The 23,215-nt window shown below is 70.5% G+C and carries 20 protein-coding genes and 4 pseudogenes; 13 read left to right on the top strand and 11 right to left on the bottom strand.

Annotated elements, in window-relative coordinates:
* Nucleotides 1-5: 5 nt before the first annotated feature.
* Nucleotides 6-605, top strand: coding sequence for a flavin reductase family protein (locus OG338_RS29625; RefSeq protein WP_405940582.1), 600 nt, complete (start codon nucleotides 6-8; stop codon nucleotides 603-605).
* Nucleotides 602-1,603 carry a VlmB-like protein gene (locus OG338_RS29620; protein WP_331741544.1) on the top strand — a complete coding sequence of 334 codons (1,002 nt, stop codon included), beginning with the start codon at nucleotides 602-604 and terminating at the stop codon, nucleotides 1,601-1,603. Before OG338_RS29625 ends, OG338_RS29620 begins: the two co-directional genes overlap by 4 nt.
* A 108-nt stretch (nucleotides 1,604-1,711) precedes the next feature.
* Here OG338_RS29620 and OG338_RS29615 read toward each other — a convergent pair whose 3' ends face one another.
* On the bottom strand, nucleotides 1,712-2,158 hold the full coding sequence (locus OG338_RS29615) for a MarR family transcriptional regulator (protein WP_331741542.1): 447 nt from the start codon (nucleotides 2,156-2,158) through the stop codon (nucleotides 1,712-1,714).
* Nucleotides 2,159-2,163: 5 nt separating this feature from the next.
* Between OG338_RS29615 and OG338_RS29610 the strand changes: the two genes are divergently transcribed.
* From OG338_RS29610 to OG338_RS29590, 5 genes are all read left to right on the top strand, one after another.
* Nucleotides 2,164-2,850, top strand: coding sequence for an SgcJ/EcaC family oxidoreductase (locus OG338_RS29610; RefSeq protein WP_331741540.1), 687 nt, complete (start codon nucleotides 2,164-2,166; stop codon nucleotides 2,848-2,850).
* Nucleotides 2,851-2,888: 38 nt separating this feature from the next.
* Nucleotides 2,889-3,338 (top strand): SgcJ/EcaC family oxidoreductase, encoded by a 450-nt coding sequence (locus OG338_RS29605; protein ID WP_331741537.1) that lies wholly within the window; start codon nucleotides 2,889-2,891, stop codon nucleotides 3,336-3,338.
* 3 nt (nucleotides 3,339-3,341) lie between these two features.
* Nucleotides 3,342-4,142, top strand: a complete 801-nt coding sequence (locus OG338_RS29600; RefSeq protein ID WP_331741535.1) for an SDR family NAD(P)-dependent oxidoreductase — start codon at nucleotides 3,342-3,344, stop codon at nucleotides 4,140-4,142.
* Nucleotides 4,143-4,251: 109 nt separating this feature from the next.
* Complete coding sequence (locus OG338_RS29595; RefSeq protein ID WP_405940569.1) at nucleotides 4,252-4,908, top strand: MerR family transcriptional regulator; 657 nt, start codon at nucleotides 4,252-4,254, stop codon at nucleotides 4,906-4,908.
* 129 nt (nucleotides 4,909-5,037) lie between these two features.
* Entirely contained in the window at nucleotides 5,038-5,262 is a 225-nt protein-coding gene (locus OG338_RS29590; RefSeq protein WP_331741530.1) for a hypothetical protein, read from the top strand.
* Here OG338_RS29590 and OG338_RS29585 read toward each other — a convergent pair.
* Both OG338_RS29585 and OG338_RS29580 read right to left on the bottom strand, forming a co-directional pair.
* A complete protein-coding gene (locus OG338_RS29585; protein WP_331741528.1) occupies nucleotides 5,259-5,930 on the bottom strand; it encodes a response regulator transcription factor in 672 nt (223 codons plus the stop codon). The two genes, OG338_RS29590 and OG338_RS29585, sit on opposite strands and share 4 nt — an antisense overlap.
* Entirely contained in the window at nucleotides 5,918-7,081 is a 1,164-nt protein-coding gene (locus tag OG338_RS29580) for a sensor domain-containing protein (protein WP_331741526.1), read from the bottom strand. The genes OG338_RS29585 and OG338_RS29580 overlap by 13 nt, the downstream gene beginning before the upstream one ends.
* A gap of 169 nt (nucleotides 7,082-7,250) precedes the next feature.
* Here OG338_RS29580 and OG338_RS29575 point away from each other — a divergent pair, with 169 nt between their 5' ends.
* Together OG338_RS29575 and OG338_RS29570 are read left to right on the top strand one after the other, a co-directional pair.
* The gene (locus OG338_RS29575; RefSeq protein ID WP_331741524.1) at nucleotides 7,251-8,036 is read left to right on the top strand and encodes an ABC transporter ATP-binding protein; all 786 of its coding nucleotides are present in this window, start codon (nucleotides 7,251-7,253) and stop codon (nucleotides 8,034-8,036) included.
* Nucleotides 8,033-10,828: an FtsX-like permease family protein gene (locus OG338_RS29570; RefSeq protein WP_331741522.1), complete on the top strand. Its 2,796-nt coding sequence runs from the start codon at nucleotides 8,033-8,035 to the stop codon at nucleotides 10,826-10,828. The genes OG338_RS29575 and OG338_RS29570 overlap by 4 nt, the downstream gene beginning before the upstream one ends.
* A gap of 60 nt (nucleotides 10,829-10,888) precedes the next feature.
* Here the strand turns inward: OG338_RS29570 and OG338_RS29565 are convergent, their stop codons facing one another.
* The 3 genes from OG338_RS29565 to OG338_RS29555 form a co-directional block, all read right to left on the bottom strand.
* Nucleotides 10,889-11,440, bottom strand: a complete 552-nt coding sequence (locus tag OG338_RS29565; protein ID WP_331741520.1) for a carboxymuconolactone decarboxylase family protein — start codon at nucleotides 11,438-11,440, stop codon at nucleotides 10,889-10,891.
* 128 nt (nucleotides 11,441-11,568) lie between these two features.
* Nucleotides 11,569-12,786, bottom strand: a complete 1,218-nt coding sequence (locus tag OG338_RS29560; RefSeq protein ID WP_331741518.1) for a putative PEP-binding protein — start codon at nucleotides 12,784-12,786, stop codon at nucleotides 11,569-11,571.
* A complete protein-coding gene (locus tag OG338_RS29555) occupies nucleotides 12,787-14,688 on the bottom strand; it encodes an FAD/NAD(P)-binding protein (RefSeq protein ID WP_331741516.1) in 1,902 nt (633 codons plus the stop codon).
* Nucleotides 14,689-14,953: 265 nt separating this feature from the next.
* On the opposite strand from OG338_RS29555, the gene OG338_RS29550 reads away from it, so the two are divergent.
* From OG338_RS29550 to OG338_RS29540, 3 genes and pseudogenes are all read left to right on the top strand, one after another.
* Nucleotides 14,954-15,637: an alpha/beta hydrolase gene (locus tag OG338_RS29550; RefSeq protein WP_331741514.1), complete on the top strand. Its 684-nt coding sequence runs from the start codon at nucleotides 14,954-14,956 to the stop codon at nucleotides 15,635-15,637.
* Nucleotides 15,638-15,699: 62 nt separating this feature from the next.
* Nucleotides 15,700-15,996 (top strand): annotated as a pseudogene (locus OG338_RS29545) (DUF6879 family protein); the annotation flags it as partial.
* A gap of 12 nt (nucleotides 15,997-16,008) precedes the next feature.
* Nucleotides 16,009-16,104 (top strand): annotated as a pseudogene (locus OG338_RS29540) (transcriptional regulator); the annotation flags it as partial.
* Between the two features lie 89 nt (nucleotides 16,105-16,193).
* On the opposite strand, the gene OG338_RS29535 reads toward OG338_RS29540, so the two are convergent.
* From OG338_RS29535 to OG338_RS29525, 3 genes and pseudogenes are all read right to left on the bottom strand, one after another.
* Nucleotides 16,194-17,237, bottom strand: a complete 1,044-nt coding sequence (locus tag OG338_RS29535; protein ID WP_331741512.1) for an SGNH/GDSL hydrolase family protein — start codon at nucleotides 17,235-17,237, stop codon at nucleotides 16,194-16,196.
* Between the two features lie 174 nt (nucleotides 17,238-17,411).
* Nucleotides 17,412-17,937, bottom strand: a pseudogene (locus OG338_RS29530) (Helicase associated domain protein); the annotation flags it as partial.
* 96 nt (nucleotides 17,938-18,033) lie between these two features.
* Complete coding sequence (locus OG338_RS29525) at nucleotides 18,034-20,937, bottom strand: NACHT domain-containing protein (RefSeq protein ID WP_331741510.1); 2,904 nt, start codon at nucleotides 20,935-20,937, stop codon at nucleotides 18,034-18,036.
* A gap of 123 nt (nucleotides 20,938-21,060) precedes the next feature.
* On the opposite strand from OG338_RS29525, the gene OG338_RS29520 reads away from it, so the two are divergent.
* A complete protein-coding gene (locus OG338_RS29520; RefSeq protein WP_164494633.1) occupies nucleotides 21,061-21,270 on the top strand; it encodes a hypothetical protein in 210 nt (69 codons plus the stop codon).
* Nucleotides 21,271-21,382: 112 nt separating this feature from the next.
* Here the strand turns inward: OG338_RS29520 and OG338_RS29515 are convergent.
* Nucleotides 21,383-22,619, bottom strand: a pseudogene (locus OG338_RS29515) (DEAD/DEAH box helicase family protein); the annotation flags it as partial.
* Nucleotides 22,616-23,092 carry a hypothetical protein gene (locus OG338_RS29510; RefSeq protein WP_331741505.1) on the bottom strand — a complete coding sequence of 159 codons (477 nt, stop codon included), beginning with the start codon at nucleotides 23,090-23,092 and terminating at the stop codon, nucleotides 22,616-22,618. The gene OG338_RS29510 and the pseudogene OG338_RS29515, both read right to left, overlap by 4 nt.
* Nucleotides 23,093-23,215: the final 123 nt, after the last annotated feature.

Here is a 23,215-nt window from a genome sequence, read left to right as displayed (position 1 = left end):
CCGGGCTGACCGATCCGCCCCGCCACCCGGCAGCGGAGGCCACCGGTCCGGGCCCGGCCCGCACCACCGACTTCGCCCATCCCGACCAGGCGCGCCAGGCCATGCGCCGCCTCACCTCAGGCGTCACCGTCCTGACCGTCAACCAGGACGGCATCCGGCACGGCACCACGGCCAGCGCCGTGTTCACCCTGTCGCGCGACCCGCTCATCCTCGGCGTGGGACTGCGCCCCACCTCGACGTTCGCCACCCTGGTCCGCCGGACCGGCCGCTTCTCGGTCAACGTCCTGTCCGCCGCGCAGAACGGGACCGCCCACAACTTCGCGGACCCGCACCGGCCGCTGGGCGACGCCCAGTTCGCACCGTACGAGTGGACCGCGGACCCTCTCAGCGGCGCGCCCCTGCTGGAGGGCTGTCTCTCTCACATGTCCTGCCGGGTATGGGGCTGGCACCAGGTCGGTGACCACGATCTGCTGCTCGCCGAGGTCACCGGCGGTTCCCATCGCCCGGACGTTCCCCTGCTCAGCTTCGCCGGCGGCGTGCACACGGGCGTCCTGACCCCCGCCCCCGCACCCCGGGCCACCCCTTCTCACAGCGAGGTGTCATGACCACCCACACGCCGTCCAACCCCGACCAGGTCCCCGTCGAAGCCGACTGGGAGCTGGCCCCCAACCTCCTGGACGGGGCGCAGGAACTCACCCTCACCGCCGAGCAGTGCGACCTCGGCTACTGGCTCTCCGCGGTCGCCCAGGGCACCCTGCGCGACGGCCGCGCCGAACGCGGCCACACCGCGGTCACCCCCGACTACATGCGCGCCGACGGCCCCCTGCGCGAGGCGCTCGTCCTGGAGCTGGGCAACCGCTCCCTCGCCGAGTCCCGCGCGGTCAACGTCCTGTCGAACTACGTCATCGGCGCTCCGGGCGTGGTCGAGCAGGAGTTCTTCGTCACCCAGGTCGTCGACGAGGCCCGGCACGCGATGATCTTCCGCAAGCACCTGGTCGACCTCGGCATCCCGGAACAGGACCTCCTCGGCTTCATCAGCGGCCAGGGCGAGGACTACACCAAGCGTGTCCTCAACCCGATCGCCGAATTCGCCACCACGGTCGTCCGCGACGAGGGCGACTTCATCGGCGCGGTCGCCGTCTTCACCATCGTCATCGAGGGCGTCCTCGCCCCCGCCGCCGAACTCAGCGAACGCAAGTGGACCCTGCTCGACCCGGCCGCCTCCGAGATCGCCCGGGGCGCCTCCATCGACGAGATCCGCCACCTGACCGTCGGCAGCTCCATCGTCCGCGACCACCTCCGGCGCAACCCCTCGTACCGTCCCCGTCTGATCGAGCTGATCCGCCGCGGCCGTGCGCTGTGGGACGAGCTTCCCTCGGAGGAATTCGTCCTCGAACGCGAGGAGCTGTTCCAGGAAGGCATGTTCCAGCACACTGCCCTCCTCGACGGCTACCAGGTCTTCCCCGGCTGCAAACTGCTGGAGACCACCCCCAAGCAGCGCTACGACCTGGCCGAACGCTGGACCGACGACATGGCCGAGATCCGGCTGCCCTACATGGGCATCCCGGAGGCGGTCGACATCATCCGTACCCACCCGAGGTGACCGCGCCTGGGTCCGCCACACCCTCGTCACCACCAGGAGTCCGGCGGTAGCCGCCCCACCGCCGCCCAGGGACCGGATCGGCCGGCATCAGCCGCTCGATCCGGTCCCTCACGCGTCCGTACCGCCGCGCAGCTGCTCGGCGGCGGCCTGGTACGCCTCCGAGGCGCGGGCGAAGTAGTCGAACAGGACGGCGAGCTGGTCGGGCGTGTAGCCGGCGAAGAGCTCGCCGATGCGCTTACGGGCGGGGCCCATCGCCTCGTCCAGGCCGGCCGGTTTGCCGACGGGCTCCACGATCACCTTGCGCCGGTCGTCGGGGGACGGCGCGCGCCGCACATACCCCGCCGCCTCCAGCCGGTCGATCAGACGGGTGGTGGGGCCGGTGGTCAGCCCCGTACGCGCGCCGAGCTCGCCGGGGGTCAACGGGCCGGTGAGTCCGAGGATGTTGAGCGCGTAAAGGTCGGTGGCGCCCAGTTCGCACGCCTTGGCGCTGGCGTGGCCGTGCAGCATGACGGCGCTCAGATACCGGCGGTAGGTCTCACTGGCCCCGGACGGCATGGCTGGTGTTGACAACCGTCACCGAGACCCCGGACACCACCGCACCCGAGCAGACCGCCCCCAAGCCGCGCTCCCGCCGCCGCACCGTCAAGCGGGTCCTCCTCGGAGGCGCCCTGGTCACCGTCCTCGCGGCCGCCGGCGGCTACTTCTGGCTCGACGCCACCTCCGACCCCAAGGTCCTCGGACAGGCCGAGTGCACCGCCGTCACCCCCACCCGTATCGCCACCCCGTCCGGCACGGCGGTGGCCGCCGACCAGCGCGCCGTCTGCGACACCCTGAGCGACCTCACCGACGCCTGGGGCCGCGCCGACGCCACCGGATACGGCGAGCAGTTCACCGCCGACGCCACCTACACCACCTACGTCGGCACCCACTACCAGGGCCGCGAGGACATCGCCGACGCCCACCGCGCCCTGTTCGACGGATTCGTCAAGGGCACCGGCCTCGCCGACTTGTTCCTCGGCATCCGGTTCTACGGCCCCGACACCGCCGTCGTCACCAGCCGGGGCGACACCTACAAGGGGGACGCACCGGACGCCGCGGACCTGACCAAGACCCAGACGTACACGCTCGTCCGCGAGGGCGACGGCCACTGGCGCATCGCCGCCTTCCACAACACGCAGCGTCAGAACGTCATGGAGCGCCTCTCCTTCCTCTGGGACCCGGCCACCGCCCCGAAGGCCGAGAAGTGACCCCGCCGCCCGCCCGCCACCCCCGGAAGGACACCGCCATGACCACCACCGAGGACACCACCGCCGTCCACACCCTGCTGCACCGCAGCGCCGCAGCCTGGGCCGCCGGAGACGGAGCCGCGTACGGCGCCTGCTTCACCGAGGACGCCACCGACGTCACGTACGTGGGCACCGTCTACCAGGGCGGCACCGAGATCGGACGCGCCCATCAGGCCCTGTTCGACAGCTTCCTCAAGAGGACCCGGCTCGACCTCGACGTGATCAGCGTGCGGTTCCACGGCCCGGACACCGCCGTGGCCGTCACCCGGGGAACCGTCCGCAAGCACGGCGCCAAGGAGGGGCGGGCCGACAAGATCGCCACGTACACCCTGGTGCGCCGGGGCGACGGCACCTGGGGGATCGCGGCGGTGCAGAAGACCGCGCGCCGCCGCCTGATGGAGGCGTTCTCCTTCCGCGCCCAGCCCGCGACCCGCCCCTCGGCGGGGTGACCCGTGCCGACGCGGACCGACGACCGCCCGACCGCCCTGATCACCGGAGCCGGCGCCGGAATCGGCCGGGCCTTCGCCCACCGCCTGGCCGCCGAAGGCCACCGGGTCATCGCCGTCGCCCGCGACGCCGAACGCCTGCGGGCCCTCACCGCCGGACTGGGCCCCGGCCATGAATGGCTGGCCGCCGACCTCACCACCGAGGACGGGGTCCGCCGCACCGGCGAGCTGATCGCCCGCACCCGCGTCCGGCTGCTGGTCAACAACGCCGGAACCGCCACCACGGGCCCCTTCACCGAGACCCCGCTGTCCCGGGCCGAGGACATGCTGAACCTCAACTGCCGCGCCGTGACCGCACTCTCGTACGCCTTCCTGAGCCACGCCCGCCCCGGCGACGCCCTGCTCAACGTCTCCTCGACCCTCGGCTGGACCCCCAAGCCGGACCTCGCCGTGTACAGCGCCACCAAGGCGTACACCACCGCCCTCACCGAAGCGCTCTGGACGGCCCACCGCGACACCGGCATCCGCGTGCTGGCGCTCTGCCCCGGCATGACGGCGACCGAGTCCCAGCGCCACGAGGACGCGCCCGCCGCCCTGGTCGGGACGCCCGAACAGGTCGTCGCCGCGGCCCTGCGCGCCCTGCGCGAGGACGACGGGCCGACCACGGTCCCGGGCAGGGCCAACCGCCTGCTCACCCTCCTGACCACCCGCTTCCTGCCCCGCCGCAGAACCCTCGCCCTGCTCGCCGGGCCCGGCGGCGCACCCACACCGCAGCCGGTCGAGGTGCGCCGGGCGACGAACGACTGAGCGCCGCCTTCCGAAGGCCCGGCCCATCCGGCAGCGGATGGGCACGCTGGAAGTGGCGCCGCCGCGCCCCCGCTCGTTAGCGTCTGCGCACCGGCGAGAGCCCGCCTTCGTGCTGCCGATCCAGGAAGGACACCCGCTGGTGCGCATGGCCGAGCTGTGCCGCAGGTCCGGAGTGCCCGTGGCGACGATCAAGTTCTACATCCGCCTGGGCCTGCTGCCCGCGGGCCGGCTCACCAGCCCCACACGGGCCAGTTACGACAGCGCCCACGAACACCGGCTGCGCCTGGTCCGGGCCCTGCTGGACGTCGGCAAACTCTCCCTGGCGGCCATCGGCGACGTGCTACGGGCCGTGGACGACCCGGACCGCCCACTGGACGACGTGCTCCGCACCGCCACGGACCGCCTGACCCCGCCCCGCGAGACCGGGCCCGGACCGGAGCTGGACGAGGCCCGCGCCGAGGTCGCCCGGCTGATGCGGCGCCTGGGCTGGCGGGCGGCGGCGGACGGACCGGCCGGCGAGGCGCTGGCCGACGTGCTCGTGGCCCTGCGCGCGGCGGGCCACGGGGACTTCACCGTACTTCTGGACGACTACGCGGCGGCGGCCGAGCAGATCGCCCGCGCCGACCTCCGCCACCTCGGGCACCCTGCCGGGCGCGAGGACCTGGTGGAGCGCGTGGTCGTGGGCACGGTGCTGGGCGACGCGATGTTCAGCGCCCTGCGCCGCCTCGCCCACGCGGACGCCTCGGCACGTACACCCCGAGGCTGACCACCGGTGGTGCAGGCTCCACCCCGATCCGGGTGCACGATGCACTGCCCCGCCCCGCCGGGCCGGGGGAGCATGGGGGTGACGACGCGGGGCACCGCGTGAAGAGCACACAGCGAAGCAGGAGTTCTCATGGCACGCTCGGCCGACTACGACGAGGACCGCACCGCCCGGAAGCCCAGGAGCGCGTGGTACGTACCGCCCCTGCTGGTCTTCCTCATGGGCGCCATGCTCACCTCCGTGGTCTCGCACGCCGTGGACGACGGCGCCTACACCGCCGTGATGAGCGCGGGCTTCACCCTCGACGCGATCGCGGTGCTCTGGGCGATCATCCGCCGACGCCGGTCCGCGGGCTAACGCCCCGCCCCGCCCGTGATGTCGTTGCCCAGATACGCGAGAACCGCCAGGACACGGCGGTGGACACTGGTGACCTCCGCCGGCAGGTTCAGCTTGTCGAAGATCCCCCGGATGTGCTTGCTGACGGCCCGCTCCGTGACGAACAGCCGTTCGGCGATGGCCGCGTTGGCCAGCCCCTGGGCCATCAGCTCCAGCACCTCGCGCTCACGCGCCGTCAGCCCGTCCAGCGACCGCGTCGACGCCCGCTGCCGGATGATCTCGTTGACCACCTCCGGGTCCAGCGCCGTACCGCCCTCGCTGATCCGCTCCAGAGCCTCCAGGAACTGCTCGACCCGCCCCACCCGGTCCTTGAGCAGATAGCCGATCCCGCGCGCACCGAGGGCCAGCAGCTCTGCCGCGTAAGCCTGTTCGACGTACTGCGACAGTACGAGAAGAGGCAGATCCGGGAACTCCCGCCGGGCCGCGACCGCCGCACGCAGACCCTCGTCGCGGAAGCTCGGCGGCAGCCGCATGTCCAGGACCGCCGCGTCCGGCCGGGTGCGCCGCAGCATCGGCATGATCTCCGGCCCCGCCACACACGCCGCCACCACCTCATGGCCGTTGTGCGTCAGCAGCAGCGTCAGCCCCTCCCGGAGCAGCGCGTTGTCCTCCGCGATCAGGATCCGCATGGCAGCTCCACCTTCATCCTCGTCGGCCCCCCGGAAGGGCTGCTGATCTCGGTCGTGCCGTCGAGCGCCGCGACCCGGCGGCGTATGCCGAGCAGCCCGCTCCCCCCGTGCTCCCCGGCACCGCCGCGCCCGTCGTCCGTGACGACGACCCGAAGCGACCCGCCGGCCCTGGTGAAGCGTACTGAGGCATGGGTCGCCCCACTGTGCTTGCGTACGTTCGTCAGACACTCCGCGATCACGAAATACACCGCGGCCTCCACCGCCGCAGGCAACCGGTGACCGTCCTCCACGGCCGCCAGATTCATCTCCACCGGAATCCCCGCCGAGACCCCGAGCGTGCGCACCGCCCCGGCCAGCCCGCGGTCCGTGAGCACCGGAGGATGCACCGTACGGACGATGCCCCGCAGCGCCGCGAGCGTGGCGTCGATCTCCTCCTGCGCCTCGTCCAGCCACCGCGTCGCGGCGTCCGGGTCACTCCTGACCTGCTGCCGCGCCAGCCCCACCCGCATGGACAGCGCCACGAGCTGGGCCTGCACCCCGTCGTGCAGGTCCCGTTCGATACGGCGGAGCTCCGCGCTGTGCGACTCCATGGCCCCGGCCCGGGACTCGGAGAGCTCCGCCACACGCCGGCCGAGTTTCGCCGAAGCCGACGGCCTCAACAGCACGACCGTCCACCGGGCCTGCGCATCCGCCAGACTCTCGAACACCGGCAGCACACGCGCGGACCGGCGCCCGCACACGGCCGCCGCACCGTCGACGACCAGCGCCACCGGCCACAGCACCAGCACCAGCACGCTGAAACCGAGGATGCTGAGAGTCGCGTACGGCAGCCAGAGCGCGTCCCGCCATGTGCCGGGATCGGTGAGCGCCAGACGCACCCGGTCGCCCGGCGAGCCGTCCAACGGCAGATACACCTCCGGAACCGGCTCGCCCAGCCACCCGCCGGCCCGCCCCCGCTCGTACCCGGCGAACCGACGCAGCACACGCACGATCTCAGGCCAGGCCGGAGCACCGACGAGGACCAGCGTGAAGAACACCCCGGCCGGTACCGCGAAACAGCCCAGAAAAGCGGCCATGGCCACCGGCACCCCGAAGAACAACTGACAGGACGCCTGCCAGGACCGCTGGAACCGGGAGGAGGAAAGCACCATGAAAACACCGTAGTTGGCGGGCGCACCCCCGGTCGGTGTCCCCACCAGCCCGAACCCGGGTGGTGCCGGCTGAACCCGCACCGGGGTGCGAGCGTCCTCGTATCGCCCCTGGCCGCGGCCCTACCGTCGCCACGGAGACGAAGCAGGAGCACGACCGGAAGGCGAACCAATGCCCCTACGCACAAGGAGAAGGCCACCGCCCGGCCCCACGACGGGCACCGACGCGCTCACCCTCGAATCCGTCACCCGCCGCTACCGGCGCGGCGGGCGGGACTTCCACGCACTGGAGAACGTGAGCATGACCGTGCCCCCGGGCCGCTTCCTGGCCGTCATGGGCCGCTCCGGCTCCGGCAAGACCACCTTCCTCCAGTGCGCCGCCGGACTCGACCGGCCCACCTCCGGCACGGTACGGATCGGCGGCACCGACCTCTCCCGGCTCTCCGAGCCGGCGCTCACCCGGCTGCGCAGGGACCGGATCGGCTTCGTCTTCCAGTCCCTCAACCTCGTACCGTCACTCACCGCCGGCGAGAACACCGCCCTCCCCCTGCTGCTGCGCGGCATGAACCCCCACGACCCCGCCGTGCGCGAACGCGCCCTCAGGACGCTGGCGGCCGTCGGCCTGCGCGACCGCGCGGACGACTCCCCGCTCCGCCTCTCGGGCGGCCAGCAGCAGCGCGTGGCCATCGCCCGCGCCCTGGTCACCGACCCCGCCGTGATCTTCGCCGACGAACCGACCGGCGCACTCGACCCGGTCACCGCCCACGAGGTGCTGCGACTGCTGCGCGAGGCCGTGGACGCGTCCGGCCACACCGTGGTGATGGTGACCCACGACCCACAGGCCGCCGCCTGGACCGACGAGGCGATCTTCATCGAATCGGGACGCATCGTCGCCCACGAGAACCACCCCACCCCGCAAACGGTGACCCGCCGCCTCGCTGGACCAGGGGAACGATGAGCGTGACCGTCGACCGGATACCGCGGGCCGGGCGAGGCCGCCGCACCGCCCGCTTCCTCGCCCGCCGCTCCAGACGGCTGCACCGCAAAGAATGGGCCGCCGTCTTCGCGGCCCTCGTGCTCACCGCGCTGCTCCTCGGCAGCTTCGCCCTGGCCACCCTGTCGGCGTTCGTGGGCCACGCCCGCGTCGAGCGGTACGCGGCGACCACCGCCGTCGTCGTCGCCGACCAGACCACCCGCTACCGGGCCAAGCCCTGGGGCGACCCGATGACCACGGTCACCCGGTCACTCACCGAACGCGTCCGAGTCCCGGCCGCCGTCGCGGACCGGCTCGCCAAGGTGCCCGGCGTGCGCGCCGCCATCCCGGACAGCAGCTTCCCGGTCGCGCTCGCCGCCCCCGACAGCCGGGGCGTGCGCGCTCCGTCCAGCACCTCCGGGCCCGGACCGGCGCTCGGCGGCGGCGGTGCACCGGCGCACCTCCCCCCGCCCACCGTGCCCGGACCACCCAGCGCCTCCGCCCCCACCCCCGTCTACGGCCACGGCTGGCCGGCGGCGGCCCTCGCCCCGTTCACCCTGCGCGCCGGCAAGCCGCCCGCAGGGCCCCGCCAGGTGGCGGTCGACGGCGACCTGGCCGCACGCGCAGGCGTACGCCCCGGCGACCGGCTCCGCCTCCAGACGCTCGGCGCACCCGCCGATTACGTGGTCTCCGGCATCGTCGCCCCCAAGGGCGAGCCGGACGACACCGGGCTCGACCGCCAGGGCGCGGCCTTCTTCACCGAGGGCGAGGCCGCCCGGCTGTCCGGCCACCCCGGCACCGTCGACGCCATCGGAGTGCTCGCCGACGACGGCGTGGACGCGCAGGAGCTGCGCCCCGCCCTGCGCAAGGCCCTGGCCGGCGAGAAACCGGCCCGGGACGCCGTCGCCGGCAGCCGGGACCCGCAGGACAGCTCGGCGCTGCGGGTCCTGACCGGCAACGGCCGCGGCCAGGCGGAGTTCCTGGACGCGGCACCGAGCCGGTCCGGCCTGCTCAACCTGCTGGCCACGCTGTGCGCGACGGTTGTCATGACCGCCGTGCTCGTGGTGGCCGGCACGGTCACCCAGGCGGTCCACCAGCGGGCCCGCGAGCTGGCGCTGCTGCGGGCGGTCGGGGCGACCCCCGGGCAGCTGCGGGCGACGGTCGCCCGGGAGGTGACCGGCGTCGCCACCAAGGCGGCCGCGGCCGGCGCGGTGGGCGCGGTCCCGGTCTTCCTGATGCTCCTGCGGATGCTGCGCGACCGCGGCGCCGTCCCCGTCGGGCTCGACCTCCCGGTCCTGCCCTGGATGTTCGCGACCCCGGTCCTGACGGCCGTTCTGACCCTGGCCGTGGCCCGGGTCGCGGCCGCCCTGGCCTGCGGCCGCATCGCCGGGGTCCGTCCCGCCCAGGCGCTCGGCGAGGCCCGGAGCGAACCGGGCGGGCCCGCCCGGGCCCGCACCGTGACCGGCCTGACCGTGCTGCTCGCCGGCCTCAGCTCCGCGGGCACCGCGGCGTTGCAGCCGGGCGAACAGGCGGCCATGGCGGCGGGCAGCGCGGCCCTGGCCCTGGTGATCGCCTGCGCGCTCCTCGGCCCCTGGATCGCCCGGGCCGCCACGCGCCTGCTCGCACCGCCCGCCCGGAAACTCGGCGGCGCCGGCGGCTACCTCGCCGCCGCGTCGACCACCGCGCACGCGCGGAGGCTGGGGGCGGCCATCACCCCGGTCGCCCTGGTCGTCGCCTTCGTGGGCGTCCAGCTCGCGGCGGGCGCCACCATGGACCACGAGGGCGGCGCCCAGGCCCGGCAGGCGATGCGCGCCGACCTCGTCGTGACGACCGAGGCCGCCGGACTGCCCGCGGGGGCCGCCCGCCGGGTGGCCGCCGTGCCGGGCGTCGCGGCCGCCACGGGCACCCTGCACAGCACCGTCGTCCTGGCCAGGAAGGAGGCCGGCGACCCTGTCCTCGAACGGCTCCCGGTCATGGGCGTAACCCCCGGCGCCCTGCCCGCCACGCTCGACCCCGACGTCACCTCCGGCTCCCTGCGGGACCTGCGCGAGGGCACCGTCGCGCTCGGCGCGGCCCGGGCCGACGCGCTGGACGCCGGACTCGGCTCCACGGTGCGACTGCGTTACGGGGACGGGGTCACCGCCACCCTGCGAGTGGTCGCGGTCTACGAACGGTCCCTCGCGCTCGGCGACTTCCTGTTCACCCGCGAGGCCCTGGCACACCACGTGACCGCCCCGCTGGACACCCGCATCCTCGCCCGGACCGCCCCGGACGCCGACCGGGAGGCCGTGCGGGAGGCGGTGGACAGGGCGCTCACCGGTGCCGTGCTCGGCGCACGGGTCACCGCGCACCCGAGCCCGGAACACCTCCGGTCCGAGGACCGGGGCGTGAGCCAGGTCCTCACCGCCGTGGCCGCCGGCGTCGTCGGCGGCTTCACCGTCATCGCCGTCCTCAGCACCCTGGCGCTGATCGTCATCGGACGCCGGCAGGAACTGGTCCTGCTCCGCCTGGTGGGCGCGGGCCGCGCCCAGGTCCGGCGCATGCTGCGGGTCGAGGCGGCGATCGTGATCGTCACCGGACTGGTGACCGGCGCACTGGCCGCCCTGATCCCCCTCACCGCGTTCAGCCTGTCCGCCACCGGATCGCTGCCCTGCCTGCCACCGGTCCAGGCGGCGGCCATCGCCCTGACCGTCGTCGTGACCGTGGCCGCAGGCATCCTCCTGCCGGCCCGCCCGGCGCTGCGCCGGCGCAGTCCGGCGGCCATGGAACGTACCTGACCCACCATCCCCCGGGGCGTTGCAAGCCGACCCGTCCCGCCGGAATGGGAAGTCCTGCCGTCAGGCCGGCACGTTCACAGCCCGCCCGTAGCCCACGGTCGTGATCCGGTGCGCGGACTTGACGTAGTAGTCGTCGGACGCCGGAAGCGCGGTGTCCAGGCAGCTGACGTACCGGTTGAACATGCAGAAGGACGCCGCGATCAGCACGGTGTCGTGCAGGTCCGCGTCGCTCGCCCCCGCCTGCCGCGCCTCGGCCACCGCCTCGGCGGAGACGGGCCGGGCCGCCGCCTGCACCTCGGCCGCCACGGCGAGCAGCGCACGCAGCTTGGCGCCGATCGGGGCGGTCGCCGGGTCGGCGAGGACCGCGTCGACCAGCTCCTGACCGTCCGCCAGCTGGGCGGCGGCGAAGGCGGCGTGGGACCCGGCGCAGAACGGGGTCCGGTTGAGCTGGGAGACGTACGCGGCGATCAGCTCCCGCTCGCCCTGGGGCAGCGAGGCGGGCGCCCGCAGCAGGGTCTCGGCGAGATCGTTCAGCGGGCCGGCGGTGTCCGGCCGGTTGATCATCAGCCCGCTGATGCCGGGGAGGTCGTTGTTGAGCGGGATGTGCGTCATGGGATGCCCTTTCACACAGAGGTCGGCTTGCTACGTCACCGAGGGGCCGGCGCGTGAGGCGGATGCGCGCGCAGGCACGCGCTGACGGTCTCTCAGGAAGAGGAGAGGGTCAAGAGCGCCCCGGGCCGTCAGGACGAGGCGAGAAGCAGCTGCCGGAGTTCCGCCGTGCACATCATGTAGCCGTCGGGCGTCGGCAGATGTTCGAGATAGTGCTCAAGGTCCGAAGCCAGCGAGAAGACCCGTACCGGAGTGCCCACGGCGCGGGCGGCCTCCACGACACTGCGCACACCGTCCAGGACCGCGGGATGCCGGGTGCGGTAGGAATCGGCGACCAAATGGTTGCCCCGGTCGGCCGCCAGATAGAACTGCACCAGATCCTTGAGCCCGACGAACAGTTCACTGGCCCCGGCGGCACACATCGCGGCGGTGGCGTGGACGGCGGAAGGCGTCTCGACGAACGCGGACACGGGCGTGCCGTCGGGCAGCGCCAGGTGCTCCCTGAGCTGTGCGAACTCCGTCTCGTCGCTGACGAACGGCACCGACAGCCCTACGCGCCCCGCCTCGTCCCCGAGACGTTTGCGCAAGGTCGCCAGCACCGTGTGGAGCGCCTCACGGTAGCCGGTGGAGCCGCGGAGCCAACGCGCACCGTGCATACCCATCTCCGGGTTGGGCTCGACCGCGACCGGGGCGGTCTCGGTGACGTCGGCCGCGTGGTCGGAACGCAGGTCGAGCATCCGCAGGACGAGTCGCTGACCGGGCAGAAGCGCTGTCACGAACTCGCAGAGACGCTCTCCGATGGCCTGCCCGTACGCGGTGATGGCCGCGGCGTCGCCCGCCATGGCGTCAAGAGGGCGCAGCCCCAGCGCGAGGCAGAGAAACTCTTCCCGGATGAAGAAGGACTCCACGCGCGCGGCATTGGGGCCGCAGGAATTGATGGCCGTGATGTCCTGTAAGTCCGCGATGACGGCACACGCCGAACCGATGGCGTCCAGAGTGGAGCCGCCGCTCTCGGGCAACGGCGCCGTTCGCGGCGCGACGACGATCGACGCGCTCTCCAGATAGAGCGTCACCTCACCGATCAGATCGGCGAGGTCCGCCTCGTCCACGCGGAGGACGGGAATTCCCCTGCCACGGCACAGGGACTGCATATGACCGGTGAGCCCGCCGGACCCGCACACCACGGCCCGCGCGGCCACAATCGCGTCGTAAAGTCCCGCTTCCAGGGAAGACGCGACGAGAATGGCCCCCTCCTGCGCGCTTCTCGATCTGTTGCAGGTGCCGCGGAGAACATTCTCGGTACCGCCGGCCAGCAGAGTCCCCAGAATCCGTCGCCCGTTCCCGTTCAACTATTCCTCCGGAAGTTCGGCATTCTCCAGTCCCAATTGCCGACGTAGCTGCCGTGGCGTCACAGAAACGTTGTTGAGCCTTTCCACGGCCACCCGGTTGACGACCGCCCTGATCAGGCGCTCATCGCGGGGGACGCCAGTCGGAAGCACGGGAAGACCGCCCATGGAGCGAATGCGGGCGTGCAGACGGGATTCCAGCGCTTCCCTCCTTTTGCGCTCGCGGCTGGCAAGCCTCCGCACTTCCAGTTCCACAGACTCCTCCAGTGCTCCCCGGACCGCTTCCTCCGGATTGCTGACATAGCTCCGGTATTGGGGATGCCGTGCGGCGAGCTGGTGAAATCCGTCCCGCAGCAGTTCAAGCTGTTCCACGACATGGGCGGCGACGGCGACGGAGTGGTTCTTGATGGCCGCGAGGTTGAACGCGAAGGCACCGGTCCGCCCGTGCCTGACGATCTCGTCCCCCTCCCGCGGCACACCCACGGCCGAGATCGGCCCGGCCGGACCGGCGCCGGAGTCCAGCAGAGTCCCGCACTCGTCGACCTCCACACCCCGTCCGGTACGCGCATGAGGGGTCGCGAGGCCGTTCCGGACAAGGCTGCGCCAGAGCGGATGCCCGACCTTGGCGTAGTCGGACTCCCTGCCGAAGTTCGACACCACGAGGTCCGCCTCGAAGCTGTGCCGCTCGTGCTCGGAGACCACGGAGACGGTCAGCCGCCCGGACGGCGCGGGAGCGATCTCCGCCACCCGGCCGACGACCAGTTCCACCCGCCCGTCCTCAGGACGCATCGCCCGCTCGATGATCTCCATGGTGTACTCCACGGCCCCGACCCGCAGAGCGGCGATGCCGGTCGAATACCCGTCCAGCAGCCCGCGCAGCTCCTCGCTCGGAACACGCTCGATGGCCTCGGGAAGGTACGGCTCCCAAGCCTTCGCGACCCGCTCGGAGATGACTACGGAGTCCATCTCGGGGTACCGCTCCCTGACGGACGAACACGCTTCCTGCCAAGCGGCCCTGACACGGGCGAGGAATTCCTCGCGCCCGCGATAGGGCTCCATCAGGATGTCGGGACGCGGCAGCCGTACGACCCCGTGCTCATGCCCGCCCGGGTAGGTGCGGAACAGCGTCCCGGACCGGGAGATCAGCCGCACGGGGCCGGTATGCCCGTTGCGCAGCAGCAGCCCCGCCGTGTCGTACGCGCTCAGCACGGACCCCACGATGGCCACCGAGGCATCGGCCGGGAGCCGGGTGAGTTCACGGATGGCGGCAGCGGAGTACGGGTTACGGATGAAGGAGGGGTGATCCTCGACGCCGGCCGCGAAGGCCGGCTCCCTGAGTTCGAGCCCGGTGGCGAGCACGACATGGTCGGCTTCGAGCAGCAAGGTGTCCGCGAGAGGACCCGGCCGCAGCCCCCCGGCCGCATTCGGGCTGAGACCTCTGACGGCCACCTCGAAACCGCGGTCACAGCGGCGCGCATCGAGCGCTTCGCCATCCGCTTCGACGAGGACGACCCCGGAACACGCCTCCCGGACTGCCTCCGCCAGCCGGTCGTCGAGGTAGTCCTGGAAGATACGGCGGGGAGCGGGGCCCTGCTCGGTGAACGTCCAGGAGGCCCAGCGCCGGGGCCAATTCCGGCGGTCGGCCTCGTGGTTGGCCCAGGTGATGAAATCAAGCACATCCTCGCGGAACACCGACATCCGGCCCGCCTGGATATTGAAGACGTAGTCCCAGGGATTGCCGTCACGGTGGTAGGCCACTCCTGCCGAGCGGTAGTCCGCCCGCCGCTCCAGCAGAACGATCTCCAGCGGCCTTCTCGCGAAATGGAGCAGCCTGATCGCCGTGGCCGTACCGGCCAGGCCCGCCCCCACCACAAGCACCCTGGGGCGCGCCCCCGTCCCGCTCATGAAGCCTCCCGAGGCCCCAGGGGCGCCCGCGCGCTCCCGGTCACTGTCAACGTCGACTGGAAGTCCCCTGTGTGGGCGTCAACTACCTTGAGATATACAGGTGTTGTACGTGCTGCTGACGCCGGAACAGGGCCGTGCACGATCGTGGCGCCGACGATACCGGAAGACACCGCACCCCGGGCGGCCGTCTCCGCGAGTCCTTGGATCTCACCATGCGGGATAACGTGCCGATGGTCAGACCCGACGCCTCTCCGGGAGAACAAGCATGGACATCCTGCTCATCGCCGGCCTGTGGCTCGACGGATCCGCATGGGACGACGTCGTACCCGAGCTCACCTCGCTCGGTCACCGTCCCGTGCCGCTCACCCTCCCAGGACAGGGCGATGGCGCCGCCTCCGCGACGCTTGAGGACCAGCTGGCAACGGTGCTCGCCGCCGTTGACGCGGCATCCGGGAAGCCCCTGGTGGTGGGGCACTCCGCCGCGTCGAGCCTGGCCTGGCTGGCCGCCGACGCACGACCGGAGAAGGTGGCCAAGGCCGTACTGATCGGCGGTTTCCCCGCGGCCGACGGACAGCCCTACGCCGATCACTTCGCGATCGAGGACGGCGTCATGCCCTTCCCGGGCTGGGCCCCCTTCGAGGGACCGGACTCCGCAGACCTGGACCAGGAGACCCGCGACCGCTTCGCGTCCGCCGCCATCCCCGTCCCCGAGGGTGTCGCCCGGGGAATCGTCCACCTGACCGACGAGCGCCGCTTCGACGTCCCCGTAGTGATCGTCTGCCCCGAGTTCACCCCCACCCAGGCCAAGAAGTGGATCGCCACCGGCGAAAGCCCCGACCTGGCCCGAGCCACCCACCTTGAATACGCAAACCTGGACTCAGGCCACTGGCCAATGACCACCCACCCCCAGGCCCTCGCCCACACCCTCGCCCAGACCACAAACCCGTAGCCCCGTTCAGGGTGACTAATCCTTCACCTCGGGGAAATACAGGTGAGGGCAACTCGGCGCCGTCAGGCCCGGTCACCGGCTACATCCGGCGGGAGCGCGCGGTGACCGAGCTGAACGTGGGCGCCGGTGAGCAGATTCGCTGGCTGCCCCGCCGCAACGCCTCCGACATCGCCCTGCCCGGCGACGACTTCTGGCTGATCGACGACCGCCTGGTGATGTTCCACTTCTTCAGCGGCGACGGCGACTGGGTCGCCCCGGGCTGCGAACTCACCGAGGAACCGGCCGCGGTGAGTTTGTGCGCGTCCGCGTTCGAGACGGTCCGGGAGCGAGGCATCCCGCACGAGAAGTACACCGTCTAGGCGACCGGCACCGTGACCGTATCCCCGTCGTCCAGCGCACAGGCAGCCCGCGAGGCGCTCGCCGTGCGGCTCACGCACCTGCGCAAGGACGCCGGTCGCCGCGGACGGGGGCCTCAGGTTTGTGGCCCGGGGTCCCCGCCGGCTCCGGGCGAGTCACCCTTGCGGGGTGTGCACGTCCGGGACAAGGTGTGGTTCGGTCAGCGGTTGAGGACTTCTTCGATTTTGGCGGCTGTGCGCTGGGCCTGGATGTCGCGGCCCTTTTCGTTGGGGTGTGCGTACCACGGGAGTGCCTGGGGCCCGAATTCGACCTTGGAGTCTTCGAGGAGGCCGCCGATGCCGCGGTTGACGCCGTCGCACGCGGTGTTGCCGGCGGTGTGGTCGTAGAGGTCGACGAAGTCGGCACCGGTGTCTGCGGCGGCCTTCTTCATGACGTCGTCCAGGCGCTTTTGGGCCTGGTCCAGGACGGGCAGCGCGTCCTGGGGGATGTCGGCGAACGGCAGTTCACTCTGGCCGGGGGCGGGGGTGGAGCACTTGGCGGTGTCCTGGGGCACGAGCCGGGGGTAGCCGACCAGGACCCGGTCGGCGTCCCAGGACAGGCTGCTCATGCCGTCGAGCATGTCCGTCAGCTCGTACTCGACCTGCTCGGCCTTGTAGTCGAGCCAGGCTTTTCCGTCACCCGTCGTGAAGAACGCCGCGCACTCGCCCGCCGGGCTGTCCTCGTCCACCGCCTGCCCGGGCAGGACCGCTCCCTCGCCGCCCCGGAGCTTGGCGGAGCACTGCTTGAGGATGCTGGTGAAGCCCAGTGTGTTACCGCCCAGGCTGCCCACGGCCAGCCGCGTGTCCTCCTTGAACGCCTCCCGCTGCGCCGGCACCGTCCCGGCACCGAACGGCAGCTGCTGCGCGCGCCAGAAGTTCTCGATGAGGGCGCCGCCGCAGGAGACGTCGGCCTGGACGTTGAGCGTGATGTTCTTGTCCGCCAGGCGCCGGACGGCGACGGCGGGATAGTTCTCTGTGGCCTGGAAGCACCAGCCCTTGGGCTGGTCGGGGTTGTTGACGGGGGCGATGCCGTAGTTGGCGGTGTAGGAGTCGCCGAAGAAGACGGTCGGTACCGGGTCGGTGGGTGCGGCGTCGGCGGTTGAGGCTGGGGCGGCGAGGGCCAGGCAGCTGCCCAGCGCGGCTGCCGCGGCGGCCAGCCGCCGGACGCGGGGGATGATGGTCGTCTGGCGCATGGCTGCAGGCATGCCTGTGCCCTTTCGGTGGGGTCGACGGGAGAGACACGGAAGGTCACATTCCGCATGCATAAACATACACACGGTGACAATTGTAGTGGTGGCCCGTACCAAGGCGTTTTCGGACAATCCACTCACCCGGCCTGACACGTCGCTCGATGCGCTCTAGTTCTCCAGCACGATCGTTTCCTTGTCGATCGCGGCGAGCTGTGCGGCCCGGGGGGCGGCCCGGTCCGGGTCCTTGCCGAGGCCGTTCTTCGCTCCCTTGCGGCGGAGGTTGGCCATGTACTGCCCGATGGGCACGGGGCCTGAGCCGGTCGGGTCGTCCCATACCGAGCCCTGCCGGGGCGCGAGATGCCCCACGGCCCGCCGGTAGGACCGTAGCGCGGCGAGCTTGTTCTCCCACGCCTCCTCGCCTGGCTCCCAGACCATCCCGGCCTCCGGCGCGTCGAGGAGCTCTTCGCGGTGAGGGCCGAGCTCCCCTGCCCGCCGGGAGAATCGCTACAAGGGGTCGGAAGCTGGCGGAGGCGACCATGTTGGTGGGGTCCTCGCCCGGTTCCAGGAAGGTCGGCACGATGATCCGGGCGACCTTCGTGGAACCGTCCTTGTTGGGGCGCAGCGCCCGGCCGATGTTCTGGACGATCTCGACCCGCGACCCGCGGGTGTCGGCGAAGCAGACGGCCTCGACACCACGCTCGCCGGTGATGTCGATTATCTAGATGTAGTGGAGTGCAAGGGACGTTTGTTCTGGCCGCGGCGGCATGGGCGTTGAGGTCGGATCCGGGGCGGGACATAGGCTGAGTACCGCTCAGGTGCTCGCTGTCCGTGGGCGCGGGTACAGCCGGACTGCCTCTGGGGTGAATCGTTCGAGGCCGGTGACGCTACTTGCGTAGCTGACGGAGATCTGAAGGCCCTTGATCTGGCTCAGAGGGGTGATGTCAGTGGTGCCTGGCTGCACTGCTTGGCAGTTGATGAAGAAGCGTTGGAGGTTGGGGAATAGGTTCGGAACCAAGTCTAGTTGTGGGTCTGACGGGGATATAAGTCGGAGATAGGTAACGCTTGGTAGGGATACGGCGTGTTTAAGATCGTAGCGAGAAATGAGCAGCTCCGTCAGGTGGGGGAGCGTCGCAATTTCATGCCATGCTGCGTTATCCAGTCCATCAGCTATTGTGAGTTCTTGCAGTTGTTGCCACCTTGAGATGCCACTCAGAGAAGCGTCAGTCCAGCCCAGATGCAAGGAGGTCAGGCATTCCGGTGCAGGCACGTCCGCAAGGCTCTCTGACGGTAGGTGTGTATAGAAAGAGAGACTAGTGAGCTCCGGCAAGGAATCCAGTGCGTCGAAGGATAATTCGCGTGGTTGGTTAGTGAGGCTCAAGCTGGTGAGAGGAGTACCTGCGAGATCTTCAAGATGCGCTAGTTGGGCACACTCGGATAGTTCGAGTGTTTTCAAGGCGGGGAGCTTGCGAATGAATTTCAGATCCCTGAGCAAATGGCCTGAGGAGATGCGCAGTGTGCGGGTGTGCTCGGGTGAGAGGTGCTCGAAGACTTGATCTTCTGTAAATTCTCCTTGAAAGTGGATGTCGGTGATGGGTGTGAGGAGTCGCAGCGCGTTGCGCTGATCGTGGGTGTGTACTTCCACATATAGACGGTCTTTCCCTCGGCAGGGGAGCAGGATGTCGCGGGCGTATTGATCAGCTTCGAAGTGCTCCCAGCCCTCAGATAGTTCGTGGGGTGTTGAGTCAGGAGGCAGGGACTGCGCGAAGCGGCGGAGGAAGCCGTATGCCTGGTCGCCGCCGATGGCAGTGGCAGTTTTGACGACTGGACCCACTTCGTCGTCTTCCAGGGCTTGGGGCCCTGGTAGAAGATCCAGGATGCCCGGTCCCAACGCGGCAAGCTCCTCCGCTTCCTCAGAAGAGCGGGGAGGCATCAGGAGGCGTGCTCGCTGTTCGACCAGTCTGCGGGCGTCGGGCTCGATTTCGGTGGCGTACTGCAGGCTGGCGGCCGCTAGGAGGTGGAGTCTGTTCCTGTACTCGTCCTCGGCGTCACCGCGTGCGACGAGTCGGCGCAGCAGATCAGCGCTTTCAGCTGGCCGGGCGTGTGCGACGGCCATGCGTGTGACATCTTCCCACTGGTCGTCGTGGGCGTTGTTGACCAGCAGGGGGAAGTCGTGGGTTTCGATGGCGGCTTTGGCCCCGAGGTAGTCCTGGAAAGTGCGGTGGACGAAGTCGATGGTGTCCGCGGTGGGCTGGCGTAGGAGTCCGCTGCGGCCGACCAGGTGCGCCAGGACCTGGTCGGCAGTGCCCTGCTCGGCCACGGCCTGCATAGCCGGTAGTGCGTCGCCGACTAGGGCCAGCGCGGTAGCTCGGTCCATCTCGGTCTGGCGGTTACGAATGAGCCAGTAGGCCAGACGCTGCAGCAGCTGGACGCTCTGGTGTTCGGTGAGCTGAATGCCTTCCGGGACATCGATGCTGCGCTCGAGATCACGGCGCACGAGCAGCATCGACAGAGCGGCCTCGTAAAGCTCCATGCGGCTGTGAGGCAGATGACCGCGGCGGTCCCGGTGCAGCGCGCAGATGAGTGCACACATCAGGGGTGTGCTGGACAACTGCGCCAGGTCACGCTGTGCACGCACGGTGACCAGGAGCGCTGCTTCGAGATCACGCAGCTGTGACCGTTCGGCCTCGGTTGCCGAACCGTGCCGGGCGGCGGTATGCCACCGGCCAACGAACACCCCGGTGTCGACAGCGTTCATGGGGCGTACCGACAGTTCGGTGAAGCGAGACGAAGCCAGCCAGCCTTCCGGCACAGCGGACGGGCGCGTGGTGACCACGAAGCGTGCGTCCCTGTAGGCAGCCAAGAGCCGCTCGAGCCAGTCCCGCGTGGCGCCCCGGTGTTCTTGAGGAACCTCGTCGATGCCGTCGACTAGGACGAGTGCTTCGCCCCTGGCGAGTGCAGCATCGGCCCAGCCTTCAGGTTGTGAGGCGGCCAGGGGGGTGCCGACCGAGGACAGAAAGTCATGTGGCTCTGGAAGGGGCCCGCGCCGCACCAGCGTGCGCAGTGGCAGGACGAACGGAATCTGCCCTCGCCAGTCCGCCAGTTCCTCCGGTAGTTCATCGCGTGCCGTGGCGACGGCCAGCCACTGCAGCAGTGTTGTCTTTCCGCTGCCGGCGAGCCCTCGCAGAAGAACCCGTCGGCAGTTGGCCAACGCGTGTTCGGCACGCTTCACCACGACGGATGGCCGGTCCGCTTCCTCACCGCCTGCAGGCCAGCCTTCCGGCCGCTCCGCCAACTCCAGGCTCAAGTAGGCGGCGTCGAGTGGCCAACGCGCGCGTTCCGGTCGGCTCAGGTCCAGTCCTACGACGGTCAGTTGGGAATGGCGCTCTGCCACGTAGTTGAGATACCGCTCCTCAAAGGACGGCTCCACCTTCGGTCGTATCGGCCTACGCACCACTCTTACCGGTGAGACATCCGGCTGGCGCACGGCGGCTTCGCGCAGGGCCAGCAATGGCTCCACATCCGTACCCAGGGCCTTCGCTAGGGCCACCAGCGTGGCCTCAGTGGGTACCACTTGGCCGTTGAGTGCCTGGCTGACCGTTGTTCGCCCCAGCCCGGTCCGCTGCTGCAACCCACCCATCTGCAGACCCCGCTGCGCCCTGAGGGTACGCAGCCGTAGCGCGAGTTCCGTCAGCGGATTCTCGTGCACGTCCCCCATGTCCTGCTTCTCCGTCTCCCAGGCGACCGTCTTCGTTCATCTTCGTTCGCCCTGAACCCCGGTGAACACCAGAACCGCGAAATTCGCTGAAGTCCCCGTCGTCGGTTGTCCTGGGAAGAAGGCATGAACACCTCATCCATTCACCTGATCCTGCTGGCCCTGCTTCTGGCCGTCGTCGGTCTCTTTTGCACGCTGGTAGGAGCAGCGGCCGGTCTGCTCGCTCGTATCGACGGAGCCACCTATGCCACCGCCCTGCTGCGCGGTGCCGTGGCCTTCGCGGGCAGTGCCACCCTGTCCCTGGCACTGCTGACCTTCGTCCTCGCGGTGCTGTGAACTGAGGATGCCCTTGTCCTACTACCTGCAGGCGAGAGCATGGCGCCCGCCCGTGGCGGGCGCTGTTACTCCCGGCGCTGGGGCCCGGCCAGTGTCAGGACGTCGACTGCAGGACAGGGACGCCTTCTCCGAGGACGTGGCAGCTGGCGAGGAAGGCTCGGTGTACGCGGTGTCCGGTGGCGTCGATGCCGTTGGCGAACTGGCGCAGGACCTCGCGTCGCTCGGTGACGGTGGTCGCCGCACAACCAGGCCGACCACACCCGGTTCGGCGGGATGTGGCGGCCGGACTCCAGCTCGTAGAACGCCGCGTCGATCGAGGATGCGGGGAGCTTGTCGGTGGCGGCCAGATCGGCGTCGGTGGCGTACAGCTCGGCTGCGGTCGCCGGGAGCTTGTCCGCGAACGCGCGCGCCTCTTCGACCTTCTGGTGGAAGGTCATGACGGCACGCAGGTTGTACGCCGCCGCGTGCTCCAGGAGGGCGGTCTGTAGGAGCGCCAGGCGCCGGCCGCGCCGGGCCTCTTCGGACTCGCCGAGGACGGGGGAGGGGTCGCGGATCTCCAGCACGTCGATCTCGAACCCGGCGAGGATCTCCCGCTCGATGGCCTCGCTCAGCCCGAGCTCCGCGAGCCACGCGCCGTACGTGCCCTCAGGGTCGTCGGCCATGCTCGCGATCTCTGCCTCCTGGCCGCCCTCGTTCTTCCGGGGCCGGGGTGCGGCGAGGATGCGCGGGGTCGCGGTGAGGTAGAGCCGGAAGTCCGCCGGGATGCGGGTGTTGTCGTGGATCGCCGCCCACGGGCGCCCGAGATCCCCTGCGGTTGAGTGGGCCTCGTCCACGATCGCGAGCGAAAAACCGTCCATGCGCTGCCCGTAGAGACGTTCCCCGCCTGTCAGTGCGGCCTCCAGCGGTCCGCGGACCTTGCGCTGGCCCTCGGGTGCGTCGATGTCCTCGCGGTCCACGAGGGAGGCGTACGTGGCGAACACGATGACCGGTCCGTGCCCGGCCCACAGGGCGAGCTGGACCGGGTTTGTGGTCGTCCGCACCCCGAGCGAGCCCAGGACCGGGTCATTCTCCAGCGAGCACACCGCGACCATCGGCGCCCGGTGACCCACCGCCCGCCACGCCTGGGCGGTCTGGACGAGCAGGTCCAGGGTCGGCACAGTCACGAGGATCCGTCCGTCCGCGAAGCTCTCCAGTGCGCACACGGCGGCTGTGATCGTCTTCCCGGACCCGGTCGCGGACACGATCATGCCACGCGCGCCCTGCGGAGGAACGGATGATCTTGCAGGAAATCCCACCCACCGTCGAAACGCGGATCGCTGGTCTACCTGGTGTTCCCGGAGGCTGATCACAGTTTTTTTCTTTTCCTTCCGGAGGGCGACAGGTTTTTCCACCACGATTTCACTGAGGATCCGTCATGGGCCGGGACGGGAAGGGGATATCTGTCCATGCCGCCGCGTGCGGGGAGTTCGTCCTCGAAATCGCAGGCAGCTATGGCCTTGAAGCCCTCGTGCCACAGGGTTTCGAGCAGAGACGTGACGGCCTTCACCACTTCGGCCGGCGCCCCGGCAGTGGCCGCGCATTCAAGGACGGTTGGCCATTCCATGAAGTCGAAAGGGTGTGCGCGCCTGTCTGTGGCGTAGTCATTGGGCTCGCCGTGCACGCGCACCGGCCCGATGGCCAATCCCTCGCGGTGGTCCTTGAGGCTGAGAGCATCTTGGAGTCGGCCCAGGATCCGAGGGGCGGCGACGGCGTCTACGTAGATCGAGGCGTGATCATAGGCTGAGTCCGGGCCGTGAGGCGAAGGACCCTGATTGCTGGTCACATGAACTCCCTGAGCTTCGAGCGGCGCGAGGGGCGGAAGCCCGGTACGAGACAGATCCCATTGAATTCTTTATGGCCGGTCATCTACAGTCGTTCCTCTCGGAATCCTGGTGTCGCGGGTCGG

The sequence above is a fragment of the Streptomyces sp. NBC_00726 genome, assembly GCF_045161735.1.
Taxonomy (GTDB): domain Bacteria; phylum Actinomycetota; class Actinomycetes; order Streptomycetales; family Streptomycetaceae; genus Streptomyces.
Note: the sequence above shows the minus strand (reverse complement) of the source record. Positions and strands in the feature narration are given on the sequence as shown.

Excerpts from the sequence above, each read along its gene's own strand:
- OG338_RS29555 (WP_331741516.1), bottom strand. The coding sequence starts at position 14,688 with ATGAGCGGGACGGGGGCGCGCCCCAGGGTGCTTGTGGTGGGGGCGGGC.
- OG338_RS29575 (WP_331741524.1), top strand. The coding sequence starts at position 7,251 with ATGCCCCTACGCACAAGGAGAAGGCCACCGCCCGGCCCCACGACGGGC.
- OG338_RS29590 (WP_331741530.1), top strand. The coding sequence starts at position 5,038 with ATGGCACGCTCGGCCGACTACGACGAGGACCGCACCGCCCGGAAGCCC.
- OG338_RS29520 (WP_164494633.1), top strand. The coding sequence starts at position 21,061 with ATGAACACCTCATCCATTCACCTGATCCTGCTGGCCCTGCTTCTGGCC.
- OG338_RS29565 (WP_331741520.1), bottom strand. The coding sequence starts at position 11,440 with ATGACGCACATCCCGCTCAACAACGACCTCCCCGGCATCAGCGGGCTG.
- OG338_RS29550 (WP_331741514.1), top strand. The coding sequence starts at position 14,954 with ATGGACATCCTGCTCATCGCCGGCCTGTGGCTCGACGGATCCGCATGG.
- OG338_RS29585 (WP_331741528.1), bottom strand. The coding sequence starts at position 5,930 with ATGCGGATCCTGATCGCGGAGGACAACGCGCTGCTCCGGGAGGGGCTG.
- OG338_RS29615 (WP_331741542.1), bottom strand. The coding sequence starts at position 2,158 with ATGCCGTCCGGGGCCAGTGAGACCTACCGCCGGTATCTGAGCGCCGTC.
- OG338_RS29580 (WP_331741526.1), bottom strand. The coding sequence starts at position 7,081 with ATGGTGCTTTCCTCCTCCCGGTTCCAGCGGTCCTGGCAGGCGTCCTGT.
- OG338_RS29525 (WP_331741510.1), bottom strand. The coding sequence starts at position 20,937 with ATGGGGGACGTGCACGAGAATCCGCTGACGGAACTCGCGCTACGGCTG.
- OG338_RS29570 (WP_331741522.1), top strand. The coding sequence starts at position 8,033 with ATGAGCGTGACCGTCGACCGGATACCGCGGGCCGGGCGAGGCCGCCGC.
- OG338_RS29605 (WP_331741537.1), top strand. The coding sequence starts at position 2,889 with ATGACCACCACCGAGGACACCACCGCCGTCCACACCCTGCTGCACCGC.
- OG338_RS29620 (WP_331741544.1), top strand. The coding sequence starts at position 602 with ATGACCACCCACACGCCGTCCAACCCCGACCAGGTCCCCGTCGAAGCC.
- OG338_RS29535 (WP_331741512.1), bottom strand. The coding sequence starts at position 17,237 with ATGCCTGCAGCCATGCGCCAGACGACCATCATCCCCCGCGTCCGGCGG.